Source organism: Streptomyces sp. NRRL F-5650, assembly GCF_000721365.1.
Classification (GTDB): Bacteria; Actinomycetota; Actinomycetes; order Streptomycetales; family Streptomycetaceae; genus Streptomyces; species Streptomyces ardesiacus.
The window spans coordinates 157,929-171,839 of the sequence record NZ_JOGV01000031.1 but is presented as its reverse complement, the minus strand read 5'-3'; the positions used below and the strand labels follow the sequence as shown (position 1 = coordinate 171,839).

At 71.8% G+C, this 13,911-nt stretch carries 13 protein-coding genes; 4 read left to right on the top strand and 9 right to left on the bottom strand.

What is annotated here, in order from left to right; all coding sequences use genetic code 11:
* Window positions 1–612: serine/threonine-protein kinase (locus IG88_RS0125035; RefSeq protein WP_031045412.1), on the bottom strand; the 612-nt coding region annotated here is incomplete at its 3' end.
* A gap of 206 nt (window positions 613–818) precedes the next feature.
* Between IG88_RS0125035 and IG88_RS0125030 the strand changes: the two genes are divergently transcribed.
* From IG88_RS0125030 to IG88_RS0125020, 3 genes are all read left to right on the top strand, one after another.
* Window positions 819–1,418, top strand: coding sequence for a TetR/AcrR family transcriptional regulator (locus tag IG88_RS0125030; protein WP_031045409.1), 600 nt, complete (start codon window positions 819–821; stop codon window positions 1,416–1,418).
* A 158-nt stretch (window positions 1,419–1,576) separates the two neighbouring features.
* Entirely contained in the window at window positions 1,577–2,290 is a 714-nt protein-coding gene (locus IG88_RS0125025; RefSeq protein ID WP_031045407.1) for a MerR family transcriptional regulator, read from the top strand.
* A gap of 193 nt (window positions 2,291–2,483) precedes the next feature.
* On the top strand, window positions 2,484–3,914 hold the full coding sequence (locus IG88_RS0125020) for a condensation domain-containing protein (RefSeq protein ID WP_031045404.1): 1,431 nt from the start codon (window positions 2,484–2,486) through the stop codon (window positions 3,912–3,914).
* Here the strand turns inward: IG88_RS0125020 and ccsB are convergent.
* The 7 genes from ccsB to hemL form a co-directional block, all read right to left on the bottom strand.
* Window positions 3,896–5,035 carry a c-type cytochrome biogenesis protein CcsB gene (gene ccsB, locus IG88_RS0125015; RefSeq protein ID WP_031045400.1) on the bottom strand — a complete coding sequence of 380 codons (1,140 nt, stop codon included), beginning with the start codon at window positions 5,033–5,035 and terminating at the stop codon, window positions 3,896–3,898. The two genes, IG88_RS0125020 and ccsB, sit on opposite strands and share 19 nt — an antisense overlap.
* A complete protein-coding gene (gene resB / locus IG88_RS0125010) occupies window positions 5,032–6,804 on the bottom strand; it encodes a cytochrome c biogenesis protein ResB (RefSeq protein ID WP_031045397.1) in 1,773 nt (590 codons plus the stop codon). Before resB ends, ccsB begins: the two co-directional genes overlap by 4 nt.
* Before the next feature lie 3 nt (window positions 6,805–6,807).
* A complete protein-coding gene (locus IG88_RS0125005; protein ID WP_031045394.1) occupies window positions 6,808–7,581 on the bottom strand; it encodes a cytochrome c biogenesis CcdA family protein in 774 nt (257 codons plus the stop codon).
* Between the two features lies 1 nt (window position 7,582).
* A complete protein-coding gene (locus tag IG88_RS0125000; RefSeq protein WP_031045393.1) occupies window positions 7,583–8,251 on the bottom strand; it encodes a TlpA family protein disulfide reductase in 669 nt (222 codons plus the stop codon).
* 66 nt (window positions 8,252–8,317) lie between these two features.
* On the bottom strand, window positions 8,318–9,619 hold the full coding sequence (locus IG88_RS0124995) for a hypothetical protein (RefSeq protein ID WP_031045390.1): 1,302 nt from the start codon (window positions 9,617–9,619) through the stop codon (window positions 8,318–8,320).
* 313 nt (window positions 9,620–9,932) lie between these two features.
* A complete protein-coding gene (locus IG88_RS0124990; RefSeq protein ID WP_031045388.1) occupies window positions 9,933–10,622 on the bottom strand; it encodes a histidine phosphatase family protein in 690 nt (229 codons plus the stop codon).
* The gene (gene hemL, locus IG88_RS0124985) at window positions 10,619–11,935 is read right to left on the bottom strand and encodes a glutamate-1-semialdehyde 2,1-aminomutase (RefSeq protein WP_031045386.1); all 1,317 of its coding nucleotides are present in this window, start codon (window positions 11,933–11,935) and stop codon (window positions 10,619–10,621) included. Before hemL ends, IG88_RS0124990 begins: the two co-directional genes overlap by 4 nt.
* 351 nt (window positions 11,936–12,286) lie before the next feature.
* On the opposite strand from hemL, the gene IG88_RS0124980 reads away from it, so the two are divergent.
* Window positions 12,287–12,913, top strand: a complete 627-nt coding sequence (locus tag IG88_RS0124980) for a hypothetical protein (protein ID WP_174843317.1) — start codon at window positions 12,287–12,289, stop codon at window positions 12,911–12,913.
* Between the two features lie 318 nt (window positions 12,914–13,231).
* On the opposite strand, the gene IG88_RS0124975 is transcribed toward IG88_RS0124980, so the two are convergent.
* Complete coding sequence (locus tag IG88_RS0124975) at window positions 13,232–13,879, bottom strand: RraA family protein (RefSeq protein WP_031045384.1); 648 nt, start codon at window positions 13,877–13,879, stop codon at window positions 13,232–13,234.
* Window positions 13,880–13,911: the final 32 nt, after the last annotated feature.

The following is a 13,911-nucleotide window of genomic DNA, read 5'->3' as shown; positions in this document are numbered from 1 at the left end:
GTCGACGACACCACTGGACGCCCGCTTCCCCGACGCCTGCTCGGGCGACATGTACGCCGGCGTGCCCACCACCATGCCCGTCCGCGTCAACTGGCTCTGCTCCGCCGCCCGCGCCACCCCGAAGTCGATGAGGGTGAGCCCGTCCAGGGTCAGCATCACGTTGGACGGCTTCAGGTCCCGGTGCACCATCTCCAGCGCGTGCACCGCCGCCAGCCCCTTGGCGGCCTCCCGCAGAATCAGCCACAGCGCCTCGGCGGGCAGCGGACCGCCGTTGGCCTCCAACGCCTCGGTCAGGGTGATGCCGGGCACGTAGGCGGTGGCGAACCACGGCGGCCGGGCCTCCCTGTCCCCCGCGAGCAGCGGCGCCGTCGCCTCCGCGGGTAAGCGGCCGAGGTTGTCCAGCTCGTGTCCGAACCGGCGCAGGAAGTCCTCGTCCTCGGCGACGACGGAGGGCAGGAGTTGTTTGACGGCCGCGTACCGGCCCTCGTGGACGCCGAGGTAGACCCGGCCCATGCCGCCGGAACCGAGGCGTCCGATCAGCGGGACGGGGCCGATCCACCGCGGGTCCCCGTCCTCCAGCGGCTCGGCTCCGCTGCCGTCCAGCTCCAACACGTCAGCCCCGTCTCCCCGTTGTCCCGACGAGCGGGGCCCGCGGTCCGCCCACTCCCCTCCGAAGTCCGGGCGGACGCGAGCGTCCCGCAGGAGTCAGTCTGGGACAGGAGAGCATAGGATTGGAAGGAGCTTCTAGAAAATAGTTCTAGAAACGGACAACCGCGAGCAGCACCCCGGGACGACGACCGACGAGAGCGCGCCTGCCCATGAGCCCCAAACAACACCGAGGCGAGGTCACCTACGACCTCCTCCTGGACGCCGCCCTGCGCCTGTACGCCGATGAGGGGGAACAGGGACTCACGGTCAGCGCCATCACCAGGGCGAGCGGCGTGAGCCTGGGCAGTCTCTACCACCACTTCGGCAGCATCGACGGGCTCGTCAACGCTTTGCTGACGCGCTGGCTCGGACGGCTGCTCGACGAACTGGCCGACGCCGTGCGGCACTCGGACGACGCGCGGACCGGCGTCCGTTCACTGGTCCGCGCCTACCTGGCCTTCGTCCAGGAGCATCCCGACGTGAGCCGCCTCCTGCATTCCTCCCGCGCCGACCAGGTGGGCATGTCCGGGGGCAAGGAACTCCGCGACGTCCAGGAGGCCAGGATGCCCCCGCTCACCACCTGGGCACTGCGGTACGTGGAGCAGGGCGAGCTCGCCGCGCTGCCGCCCGCCCTGCTGGAGTCCCTCCTTCTGGGCCCCGTCGTCGGGGTCAGCCGGCGGTGGCTGAGCGTCGGGGACGTCGATTTGGAGGAGGCCGCGCGGATCCTGCCGGAGCGCATCTGGCGGTCGATCGGCGCGGACGGGACGTAGAGGCCGGCACCGGCCGGGCCCCGGGACGGACCGCGTCCCAGGACGGACCGGGTCCCGGGACGGGCGCCGGGGACGAGCCGGCCCCCGGTGGGCGTCCGTCCCCTGAAGCGACACGTCCCGCGTTACGGGCCCGCCCGCCCCGGCATAGGCTGCGCACGGTGACGAACGGCGAGCGGCGGCTGCGCACCGTGGACCTGGCCCGCGCGGCGGGGCTGTCGACGCAGCAGGTCCGCAACTACGAGGACGCCGGTGTGCTGCCCCCGGCCGCCCGCACCGGGGCCGGGTACCGGATGTTCGGCGAGCGGCACCGGCAGGCCCTGCTGACGTACCGGGCGCTGCAGCCCGGGTACGGCGCGGTGACGGCCACGCGGATCATGCGGACCGTCCACGACGGTGACGTGGCCGGCGCCCTCGCGCTGGTGGACTCCGCGCACGCGGCGCTGCACGAGGAGCGGACCGCGCTGCGGACGGCGGGCGAGGCGCTGGAGGCCCTGGCCGGCCAGGAGTTCGACGCACGGCCGCCGACCCGTTCCGGCGGCGGGCTGCGCATCGGCGAGGTGGCCGCGCTGGTCGGCGTACGGACCTCGGCGTTGCGGGTGTGGGAGGCGGCGGGGCTGCTCGTGCCCGGGCGGGAACGCGGCACCGGGTACCGCGTGTACGGGCCCGCGGACGTGCGCGACGCCCGCGTGGTGCGCGCGCTGCGGCGCAGTCACCACCTCTTCGACCGGATCCGGCCCGTACTCGACGACCTGCGGCGCGAGGGGAGCGGCGAGGCGCTGCGGGCGGCGGTCGAGGCGCGGGGGCACGCGCTCACCGCGCGGACCCGGGCGATGCTGGCGGGGGCGGCCGCCCTCGACGCGTACCTCGGGTGACGCGTGCCTCGGCAAAGGGGTGAAGGCCGCAAAGAGAAGGCGCGGGGGAAGGGTGAAGGGGCCCCGGTCCGGGGACGGATCGGCGTTCGAGAGGCCATCCGTTTCGTTGAACAGTGTCGACACACCCGGTGCACGGTCGCGGAGACGGCATTCCCTTGGTCGGGTCTGTACATCTGCGAACGGAGACCTTCTCGTGCGAATGACCGACATCCAGCGCTGCGAGATCCGGCCCGGGCGCCTCGTCGAGTGGACGCTGAGCCCCGGCACGCTCGACCTCGCGGCGGCGCTGCCCGAGGACACGCGCCCGCCCGCGTACATCCAGGAGTCGCACATCCGCACGGCCCGGTCGGTGCGCGAGGACGGCCTGTTCGTGCCGACCTGGCTCGGCGCCGCCTTCGACATCCCCGGCCCGGTCGACCTCGACGTGCTCCAGGAGGCGTTGCGCGCCTGGACCCTGCGGCACGAGACGCTGCGCAGCGGCTTCCGGTGGAGCGCCGGGGACGGCGAGGACGGGAAGGACGGGAAGGACGGCGGGACGATGCGGCGGTTCACGCTCGACGCGGACGCCGTGGCCCTGCACCGCGAGGACGTCGGCGAGTTCACGGACGCCGGCGACCTCGCCCGGCACCTCCAGGACCGCTTCGACCAGGTCGCCGACGCGCTGCGCTGGCCCAACCTCATCTACACGGCGGTCGTCCGCGACGACGGCGTCGGCGTCTACATGGCCTTCGACCACAGCAACGTCGACGCCTACTCCATCTACCGCATCCCCGCCGAGGTGAGCGAGCTGTACGCCGCCGGCGCGGCCGGGCGGAGCGTGCCGCGGCCCCGGGTGGCCTCCTACGTCGACTTCTGCGAGGCCGAGCGGGCGGACGCCGACCGGATCGACGCGAGCCACGACGTCGTCGCCCGCTGGCGGGAGTTCATCCGGCGCTGCGACGGCCGGCTGCCGTCCTTCCCCGTCGACCTGGGCCTGCGGCCGGGCGGCCCGCTGCCCGAACAGCGGCTGCTGCGCGAGCCTCTGGTGGACGCGGCCGACGCCGCCGCGTTCGAGGCGTACTGCCGCCCCTACGGCGGCAGCCTCGTCGGCGTCCTGGCCGCGACCGCGCTGATCGTCCACGAGATCGGCGGCGAGCCCGTCTACCGCACCGTCGTGCCCTTCCACACCCGGTCGCGGTCCCAGTGGGCGGAGTCCGTCGGCTGGTACGTGGGCGGCGCGCCGATCGAGGTGCCGGTCGACCGGGCCCGTGACTTCCCCGCCGCCCTGCGCGCCGTCCGCGCCGAGCTCCAGGCCAACCGGCGAATGTCCCGCATGCCGATCGACCGGGTGCTGCGCCTGCTCGGCACGGACTTCCGGCCGACCTCACCCGACCTGTACTCGATCGTGTCGTACGTCGACGCCCGCGACGTCCCGGGCGCCGACGACTGGCCGGACCGGACCGCGTACGCGCTGCTGCGGGTCTCCTACGGCGACCAGGTGTGCGCCTGGGTCACCCGGCTCCCGGAGGGCCTGTGGTTCGCCAGCCGCTACCCGGACACCGACGTCGCCCACAAGAACCTGCGGCTGTACGTCGAGCGGCTGCGGGACGTCGTCACCTCGGTCGGTCAGAAGCCCGCCGACTGAAGGACGCCGAGGCCGACGTCCGCGTAGGAGTGCTTGCCGGAGACGAAGATGTTGACGCCGTAGTAGTTGAACAGCCAGCAGACGAAGGCGGCCAGGGCCAGGTAGGCGGCCTTGCGGCCCTTCCAGCCGGCGGTGGCGCGGGCGTGCAGGTAGCAGGCGTAGGCGACCCAGGTGATGAAGGACCAGGTCTCCTTGGGGTCCCAGCCCCAGTACCGGCCCCAGGCGTCGCCCGCCCAGATGGCGCCCGCGATGATCGTGAAGGTCCACAGCGGGAAGACGGCGGCGTTGACGCGGTAGGCGAACTTGTCGAGGGAGGCGGCGGCGGGCAGCCGGTCCAGGACGGAGCTGGCGAAGCGGCCCGGGGTGCCGCCGGAGGCGAGCTTGCTCTCGAAGTTGTCCTTGAAGAGGTACAGGATCGTGGAGACCGCGCCGACGTAGAAGACCGCGCCGCACAGGATCGCCGTCGAGACGTGGATGTACAGCCAGTACGAGTGGAGCGCGGGCACGAGCTGGTCGCTCGCCGTGTACAGGACCGTGACGGCGAGGCCGAGGTCGAGCAGGACGGTGGTGGTCAGGGGCAGGCCGAGCCAGCGGACGTTCTTCTTCAGCAGGAGCAGTACGAGGTACACGCCGACGGCGACCGTCGTGAACGTGATGTTGAACTCGTACATGTTGCCCCACGGCGCCCGCTTCACCGACAGCGCGCGGGTGAGGACGCCGCCGGCCTCGATGGCGAAGGCGAGGACGGTGAGCGAGACGGCGATCCGCCCGTAGAGGTCGCCCTTCTCGGTGCCGCCGTGCGCGCCCGGCCCGTCGGGCACGTCGCGGGAGCCGGAGGCGGCGCGTACGACGACCTGGGGCCGCTCGAGCACGGCGGTGCCGCCGGCCTTCTTCACGGTGACGGCCGGACCGGCCTTGGCGCCCGCCTTGGACTGGCCCGCGGCGGTGAGCGCGGCGGCGGTGCGGCCGACCTTGCTGCGGCTGCCGAAGAGCCACTCGGCGATGTGCGCGAAGAAGGCCAGGGTGTAGACGGCCATCGCGGAGTAGATCAGCGTGTTGCTGACGTTCGCGAGATGCTCGTTGGTCGCGGCGGCCAGCTCGGTTGCGGCGGCGAGAGTCACTTCTCAGCCCCTTCGGCAGGTACGACGTGGGTGTCGGGGGAGGAATCGGGGGTGTCGTCGGTCTCGGGGGCGTCGTCGGTCGCGGAGGTGTCGGGCGCGCCGGGTGCCTGGTCGTACAGGACTCCGGCGAGGTCGCCCAGTTCCTCGGGGACCTTCGCGGACTCGCTGCGGCCGAGGCCGGCCATCTCGACGACGGTGACGCCGTCGGCGCCGCGCACCGCCCGCACCCAGACGCGGCGGCGCTGGATGAACAGGGAGCCGGCCAGGCCGAGGATGGCGACGACGGCGCCGCCGAGCGCCCAGCCGCTGCCGGGCTGCCGCGTGACCTGGAAGCCGGCCCACTCCTTGACGCCGTCGAAGGTGACCGTGCCGGCGCCGTTCGGGAGGGTCATGGTGTCGCCGACCTTGAGCTGCTTCTTGAACAGCTCGCCGTCGGTGTCCTTGAACTCCTTCAGGTTGGTCTTGTCGAGCTGGTAGATGCTCTGCGGGATGCCCGCGTCGACGCCGAGGTCGCCGTGGTAGGCGGACAGGGCGAGCATCGGGTTGAGCAGCGCCGGGAAGGTGGAGCGCATGCCGCTGTCCTTGCCGCCGTAGGTCGGCAGGAAGAAGGCGTTGAAGCCGAGCTGCTCCTTCTCGCCCTTGGCGTTGCGGTAGCCGTCCATGACCTTGACGGCGCCGGAGGAGGTGACGTTGCCGTCCAGCGGCAGCAGCGCCACCGCCTGCTTGTCCATCACCACGTCACCCTTGGCGTCCTTGACGGTGAGGATGGGGGCGTAGCCGTGGCTGACCAGGTACACCTTGGAGCCGTCGACGTTCAGCGGCTTGTTGACCTCGACGGTCTTCGCCTTCTCGGCGCCGTCGGCACCCTCGCTGTAGGTGACCTTGGCCTCGTAGACGCGCGGGGTGCCGCGGTTGGGGCCGGTCGCCTCGTAGGTGCCGTGGAAGTCCTTCAGGGTGAAGCTGAAGGGGGCCAGGTCGTGGTCCGGGTCGAAGAGGTTGCCGGACTTGAAGTCGTCGTACTGGGTGAGGGTGTTGGCGAAGCCGTCGCCCTCCAGGACCAGCTTGTTGCCCTCGTACTTGAAGAGCTGGCCCCAGGCGAAGGCGACCAGCAGCACGATCAGCGCGATGTGGAAGGCGAGGTTGCCGACCTCCCGCAGGTAGCCCTTCTCGGCGGCGACGGCGTCCCCGGCGGCGTCCGCCCGGAAGCGGCGCTTCTTGAGCAGCTTCAGCGCGGCCTCGCGGACCTCCTCGGGCTCGGCCGCGGTGCGCCAGGTGGTGTAGGCGGGCAGCCGGTCGAGGCGCCGGGGGGCGCGGGGCGGGCGGCCGCGGAGCTGGCCGACGAACTGCCAGGTGCGCGGGACGATGCAGCCGATGAGGGAGACGAACAGCAGGATGTAGATCGCGGAGAACCACACCGAGCTGTAGACGTGGAAGAGCCCGAGCTTGTCGTAGACCGGCGCCAGGAGGTCGTGGTTCTGGCGGAACTCCTCGACCTTCACGGCGTCGACGCCGTCCTGCGGGATCAGCGACCCCGGGATGGCGCCCAGCGACACCAGCAGGAGCAGGATCAGCGCGACGCGCATCGAGGTGAGCTGGCGCCAGAACCAGCGGGCCCAGCCGATCACGCCGAGCGAGGGGAGGTTCGGGGCCTCCTCCGCGGGTGCGGTGGACAGCCGGGAGCCGGCGGCGCCGAGGTCCCGCTGGTCGCCGTCGGCCTTCGGCTGCTTGCCGGGGTCGGTCCCGGGGGTGGTGTTCGAGGTGGTGCTCATCGGTCAGATCCCCACAGTGAAGCCGTTGGACCAGGTCTGCATGTCCTGCACGAGGCTGTCCCACGCGCCGGTCAGGAGCAGGAGGCCGGTCGCGATCATCATGACGCCGCCGACGCGCATCACCCAGACATAGTGCCGCTTGACCCAGCCGAAGGCGCCGAGCGCCTTGCGGAAGGCGACCGCGGCGAGGACGAAGGGCACGCCGAGGCCGAGGCAGTAGGCGACGGTCAGGACGGCGCCGCGCCCGGCGGTGCCCTGGTCGGCGGAGAGGGCCAGCACGGAGGCGAGGGTCGGGCCGATGCAGGGCGTCCAGCCGATGCCGAACAGGGCGCCCAGTATCGGGGCGCCGACCAGGCCGTTCACCGGCTTCTTGTGAAAGCGGAACTCGCGCTGGGTGAGCCAGGGCATCAGGCCCATGAAGAAGACGCCCATGAGGATCATGAACGCGCCCAGGATGTTCGTCAGCACGCTCCGGTTCTCCTGGAGCGTCTGGCCGAAGTAGCCGAACAGCGCGCCGCTGGAGACGAACACCGCGGTGAAGCCGAGGACGAACAGGGAGGCGCCGGCGACCATGCGGCCGCGCCGGGCCTCGCCGAGGTCGGTGCCCGTGACCCCGGTCACGTAGGAGAGGTAGCCGGGGACCAGGGGCAGGACGCAGGGCGAGAAGAAGGAGACGAGACCGCCGAGCAGGGCGATGGGCAGGGCCACCAGCAGGGCGCCGTTGAGCACCGTGCCGTTGTAGCCCGCCGTCTCGGCGAGGATCACCGTGGCCGACACGTCACTTCCCCGGCTTGGCGGAGTCGGCGGACCCGTCGGCGAGGTAGGGGGCGAGCATCTTGCGCAGCTTCTCCTCGCTGAGCGCCTGGAGGGTGCGCGCGGCGACCTTGCCCTCGCGGTCGATGACGAGCGTGGAGGGGACGGCCTGCGGGTTGAGGGTGCCCTTCTCGAAGCGGAGCAGGAGCTTGCCGCTCGGGTCGTACAGGCTCGGATAGGTGACCCCGTAGTCCTTCTCGAAGGCGCGGGCCGGGCCGGTGGAGGTGTCGCGGGTGTTGATGCCGACGAACTGGACGCCCTGGTCCTTGACGTCCTGGTAGACCTTCTCGAAGTTCTTGGCCTCGGCCCGGCAGGGCGGGCACCAGGAGCCCCAGACGTTGAGGACGACGACCTTGCCCTTGTAGTCGGCGACGTCGGCCTGTCCGCCGTCGACGGTCACGCCGGACAGCTCGGGGGCGTCGGCGCGCTCGCCCTCCTTCGCGGTCGCGATGCCGTCCGAGCCGGTGATGAAGCCGGTCTGGCCGCCGCCACCCGAGGTGCCGCCGGAGCTGCACGCGGACACGAGGAGCGCCGCGGCGGCTGCGCCGAGGGCGAGGGCGGCCCGGCTACGGACGCGGACGGCGGTGCGGTTCGAGCGGTTCGAGCGCAGGGGGGCGCGGCTGGCGGCACTCATGTGAAAAGTTTCGCATGTCCGTTCCGGGGATCTTGCGCACCCCCCTCACGGGCGGGAACCCGCATTTCAGGCGGCGTTCCGGGGGTCCGCGGAGCCCGTCGCGGAGGTGTCCTTGAGGAAGGCGTTCCAGCCTCCGGCGGGCCGCTGTCCGACCTCGACCGTGCGCAGCTTGGCGAGCACCTCGGGCTTCTGCACGTCCAGCCAGTCGGTGAACTGCCGGAAGGAGACGAGGCGGATGTCCTCGCCCTTCTCCTTCTCCCGCGCGATGTGCTTGAGGGCGTTCTCGACGGCGTCCATGTAGATGCCGCCGTTCCACTCCTCGAAGTGGTTGCCGATGAAGAAGGGCGCCCGGTTCGTCTCGTACGCCCGCTTGAAGCCGGATATATACGCCTTCGTGGCCTGTTCGCGCCAGCCCGGGTAGTTGTGCGCCGGGGCCTTGGTCGAGTTGACCGACTGGTTGGCGAGGATGTTGTAGTCCATCGAGAGCACCTCGAAGGAGTGTCCGGGGAACGGTATCTGCTGCAGCGGCAGGTCCCAGATCCCGTCCTTCTTCACCGGCCACACCTGGCGCCCGCCGGGCGAGGAGGCGTCGTAGCGCCAGCCCAGCTCCCGGGCGGTGGGCAGCAGGTTGTCCTGGCCGAGCAGGCAGGGGGTGCGGCCTCCGACGAGTTCCTTGTCGTAGTCGAAGGGCAGGGCGGGCAGGTCGGTCCAGCCGCTGTTGGTCTTCCACTCCTTGACGAAGGACTTCGCCTGGTCGATCTCGCTGCGCCACTGCGCGGGCGTCCAGTTGCCGACGCTGCCGCCGCCCCCGCAGAAGTGGCCGTTGAAGTGGGTGCCGATCTCGTGCCCGTCGAGCCAGGCGCGGCGGACGTTGGTGAGCGTCGCCTTGATGTGCTCGTCGGTGAGGTAGCCGATGTCGGAGGCGCCGCGCGGGTTGTTCGGCGGGTCGTAGAGGCGCTTCTTCGACTCGGGCAGCAGGTACAGGCCCGAGAGGAAGAAGGTCATGTGCGCGCCGTGCTCCTGGGCGAGGTCCAGGAAGCGCGGGAAGAGCCCGTTGCCGACCTCGCCGGCCCCGTCCCAGGAGAAGACGACGAACTGCGGCGGCGTCTGGCCCGGCTCCAGCGGCACGGGGGCGTCCGGCTGGTGCGGCTGCTTGCCGGTGTACGACGTGGAGCCGTCGCCGATGGGCTTCGCCGGGGCCTTTCCGCTGCCGGAGGGCGACGGCTTCCCGGCGTCACCGGCCTGGTGCGAGCCGTCCGCCGAGGAGTGGGAACCGGTTCCGCAGCCCGCGAGCCCGACCGCCGCCGCGGCCCCCGCGCCGAGTCCGAGTATCCCCCTGCGGGTGAGAGTGCGGTTGGTAGTGCGCATCGCAACCTCGTTCGTCGCGTCCTTGGGTGGTCACTAGGTGAGAGGACGCGACGAACGAGCGGGTTCCGGAAATTTGTGCGGGTTGCGTAACAGCGGACAGCGAATCCACAGGAACGGTTCCGCGGCGGCGGAACCGGCCGGGGCGGGACGGGACGGGATGGGACGGCACGCGACGGGGCGGGGCGGGGCGGGGCCTGGACGACGATCGCGCCGACGGCCCGACGGCCCGACGGTCGGCGGGCCGGCGGGCCGTACACCGTCAGCCGCCCGGTCAGGCCGTCAGGCCGCCCGGGCCGTCACGCCGCCCGGGCCGTCAGGCCCCGAACGCCTTCCCCTGCCCCTTCACCGGCTTGGCCCCCGCGAGGAGGTGGGCCGGGACGAGGTCGCGGGCGGGCTCGGTGTAGCCGACGGAGACGATCCGGTCGCCGCGGTAGGTGAACGTCGTCAGGGACGCCAGCGTGCACTGCCGCTTGCGCGGGTCGTGCCACAGCCGCCGCCGCTCGACGTACGACCGCAGGATCCAGATCGGCAACTGGTGGCTGACGACCACGGCCTCGTGCCCGCGGGCCCGGTCGCGGGCGGCGTCGATCGCGCCCTTCATCCGCACGACCTGGTCGACGTACGGCTCGCCCCAGGACGGCTTGAACGGGTTGACCACGTGCTTCCAGTTGGCGGGCCGGCGCAGCGCGCCGTCGCCGATGCCGAAGGTCTTGCCCTGGAAGACGTTCCCCGCCTCGATGAGCCGCGTGTCGGTGTCGAGGTCGAGCCCGTGGGTCTTGGCGATCGGCGTGGCGGTCTCCTGCGCGCGCTCCAGCGGGGAGGCCACGACGTACGTCACGTCCCGGGACTCCAGGTGCTCGGCGACCCGCTCGGCCATGCGCCGGCCCAGCTCGGAGAGGTGGTAGCCGGGCAGCCGGCCGTACAGGACGCCGGTGGGGTTGTCGACCTCGCCGTGCCGCATGACGTGGACGACGGTCAGCTCCTCGTCGTTCCGGAGGCTCATGCCGTCGCCTCCGCAGCCGCGCGGGCCGCCGCCGGGAGGGCGTCGGCGATGCGCTGGACGGCCCGCTCGTCGTGGGCGGTGGAGACGAACCAGGACTCGAAGGAGGACGGCGGCAGGTAGACGCCCTGGGAGAGGAGGGAGTGGAAGAAGGCGGTGAACCGGAAGGACTCCTGCGCCCTGGCGTCCTCGTAGTTCCGCACCGGACGGTCGGTGAAGAAGACGGAGAACATGTTGGAGGCGGTCTGCACCGTGTGCGCGACGCCCTCCTTGGTGAGCGCCCCGGTCACCAGGGCCTGGATCTGCGCGGAGGCGGCGTTGACGGTCTCGTACGCCGCGTCGTCGAGGAGCCGTAGCTGGGCGAGCCCCGCGGCGGTGGCGACCGGGTTCCCGGAGAGGGTGCCCGCCTGGTACACGGGTCCGGCCGGGGCGAGGTGCGCCATGACATCGGCCCGCCCGCCGAACGCGGCCGCGGGGAACCCGCCCCCCATCACCTTCCCGAAGGTCATGAGGTCGGGCACGACCCCCTCCACGCCGTACCACCCGGCACGGCTGGTGCGGAACCCGGTCATCACCTCGTCGGACACGAACAGCGCGCCGTCGGCGGCGCAGGCGTCCTTCAGTCCCTGGTTGAACCCGGGCAGCGGCGGCACGACGCCCATGTTGCCGGGCGAGGCCTCCGTGATCACGCAGGCGATCTCGCCGGGGTGCGCGGCGAAGGCGGCGTGCACGGCCTCCAGGTCGTTGTACGGCAGCACGATCGTGTCGCTCGCCTGGGCTCCGGTGACACCGGGGGTGTCGGGCAGCGCGAAGGTGGCGACGCCGGAACCGGCCGCGGCGAGCAGCGAGTCGACGTGACCGTGGTAGCAGCCGGCGAACTTGATGACCTTGGTGCGCCGGGTGAACCCGCGGGCGAGCCGGATGGCCGACATGGTGGCCTCGGTCCCGCTCGACACGAGCCGCACCTCCTCCAGCGGGGCGACGCGCTCCACCATCGCCTCGGCGAGCGCGACCTCGCCCTCGGCCGGCGTGCCGAACGACGTCCCGCGCGCGACCGCCTCCTGCACGGCGGCCACCACCTCGGGGTGCGCGTGCCCGAGGATCATCGGCCCCCAGGAGCAGACGAGGTCGACATACTCGCGCCCGTCCGCGTCGGTCAGGTACGGCCCGGTGCCGGACACCATGAACCGGGGCGTGCCGCCGACGGCGCCGAAGGCGCGCACCGGGGAGTTCACCCCGCCGGGCGTGACGGCCGCCGCGCGGTCGAACAGAGCCTGCGAGGCCGGTGCTTCGTATGGATATGCCAGTTCGCTCATGACCTGCGACTTCTCCGACCTTCTCGACCTTCTCCGACGTATCGGACCCCGTGCGGGTCCCGCTCGGCCGCTGGTTGCCCAGGGTGACTTGGTCAAGGGTAGACAACCGCCCCGAATGCCGTGCCGTCTGCCAGACTGGAGCCCATCCACGCAGCTCACCGGAGCGACGCGGGCGCGGCCGAGGGCCGTCCCGGGATCGCGGGCCGGACGCATGACGGCCGTACGACGGCGGCATGACGGCCATATGTCTCACCGCACGTTTCGGCGAGCAGCCGTGGGGGAGGTCACTGACACGATGATCGGGTTGCGCGGCGGGGGCCACGCGTCCTAGAAAAGCAGTCGGGTGGAGATATGCATCGCGGTGGCGGACTGGGCGAGGGGACCGACGACCTGGGTCCTCGACGTGCCCGGCGGGGAAGGCACCGACGCGAGGCGGAGGAAGCGTCCGAAGCACGTCAGGCACACGGCACCCCGGGCGAGCCGGACCGGCTCGCGAGGCGGGCCGACCGGCTGGGGGCGGGGAGCAGGAATGGTGGTCGGGTGGGGGTGACCTACAAGTACTTCGGCGCGCCCGACGGCGCGACCGCGGCCCGCGTCCCGATCTCGATGCGCCCCGAGGAACTGGGCGGCGACGAGCTCGGGATGAACGGCATGTTCACCAAGATCAAGCCGGAGACGATGGCCGCGATGGTCCTCACCGGCATCGAGGGCGTCCCCCTGCACCGGGTGCCCCCGCTGGAACTGGTCGTCCTGCACCCCGACTACGCGGTCGTGAAGCTCCCGATGACCGTCGTCGACCCCCTGCGCGGCATCGGCGAGGAGGCGGTCGGCGCGGCGGCCTTCATCTGGTCCACGGTCCCGGACCGGGGCGGCCCGCGGGACGCGTTCAACGTGTACCAGTTGCTGCACGAGTGGCAGGACTTCTCGCATCGGTTGCATGAGGCGGGGCATCAGCCGTATTGCCTGGTGTGGCCCTGAGCTGGTCTGACCTGGGGTTTCGCGGGATTCGGGCGGGGCTTTCGGGATCCGCCCTCATCGTGTGCCGGAGGGGCCTTCGGGGGGCCAGGGCACTTTGAGGGCACATTGGTTCGGCCGGGGGCTCAGGTGTGCCCTGCCGGGCGGACGTGCCGCCGTACGCGCCACGCCGTAACGGTGAGCGGTCTGCCGGGGATGGACGGCACCCTCATTTGCCGTCCATCACCGGTTCCCGCACTGCACGCGTCACGCCGGGACCACTGTGCGGTGGGGTCCGGGCAGCGAGCGACGCGTGGTGCGGGGGTCTGGCTCGGGCCGTGGTCAGTGGGCGAGCTGGGCAGCCGCGTTGATGGCCTCGCGCATCTTCTGCTCGGTCTGCTCCTGGGCCAGGGTCCGTTCGACGACGGCGGTGAGATCACGTCGAGGAATGACTACGATGCCGTCGCTGTCGCCGAAGACGGCGTCACCCGGGTTGCAGACGACGTTGCCGCACGCGACGGGGAAGCCGATGCGGCCGGGTCCGTTCTTCCAGGGGCCGGCGGGGGAGATACCGCGGGCGTACACGGCGAGTCCCTGGCCGGCGAGTTCCTCGACGTCGCGGACGGCTCCGTCGATGACGATGCCGGTGACGCCCTTGGCGAGACAGATCTCGCCGAGGAGGTCACCGAACACGGCGCGGTTGATCTCGGCGTTGGCGTTGACGACGAGGACGTCGCCCGGGCGGGCGTCGTCCAGGGCCCGGTGGATGGCGAGGTTGTCGCCCTCGCGGGCGAGGACGGGCAGGACGGTGCCGGCCAGTCGCGGTGCCGGGGTCACAGGGCGGATGGCCGCGGCCATGATGCCCATTCGGGCCTGCACGTCGCCGACGAGCGCGACCGGGTACTGGGCGAGCCTCTTCACCTCGTCCAGGTCGGCGCGTTCCCAGGCAGGGGCGATGTCGATGTTGTCGGTCGAGGCGTTGATGAACAAGGCGTTCTCGTCTCCGGGAAGGTGAGGGCGGG

Bases quoted from the DNA above. Each gene is read 5' to 3' on its own strand.
- IG88_RS0125030 (WP_031045409.1), top strand. From the start codon at position 819: ATGAGCCCCAAACAACACCGAGGCGAGGTCACCTACGACCTCCTCCTG.
- resB (WP_031045397.1), bottom strand. From the start codon at position 6,804: ATGAGCACCACCTCGAACACCACCCCCGGGACCGACCCCGGCAAGCAG.
- IG88_RS0125000 (WP_031045393.1), bottom strand. From the start codon at position 8,251: ATGAGTGCCGCCAGCCGCGCCCCCCTGCGCTCGAACCGCTCGAACCGC.
- IG88_RS0124995 (WP_031045390.1), bottom strand. From the start codon at position 9,619: ATGCGCACTACCAACCGCACTCTCACCCGCAGGGGGATACTCGGACTC.
- IG88_RS0124990 (WP_031045388.1), bottom strand. From the start codon at position 10,622: ATGAGCCTCCGGAACGACGAGGAGCTGACCGTCGTCCACGTCATGCGG.
- hemL (WP_031045386.1), bottom strand. From the start codon at position 11,935: ATGAGCGAACTGGCATATCCATACGAAGCACCGGCCTCGCAGGCTCTG.
- IG88_RS0124980 (WP_174843317.1), top strand. From the start codon at position 12,287: ATGCATCGCGGTGGCGGACTGGGCGAGGGGACCGACGACCTGGGTCCT.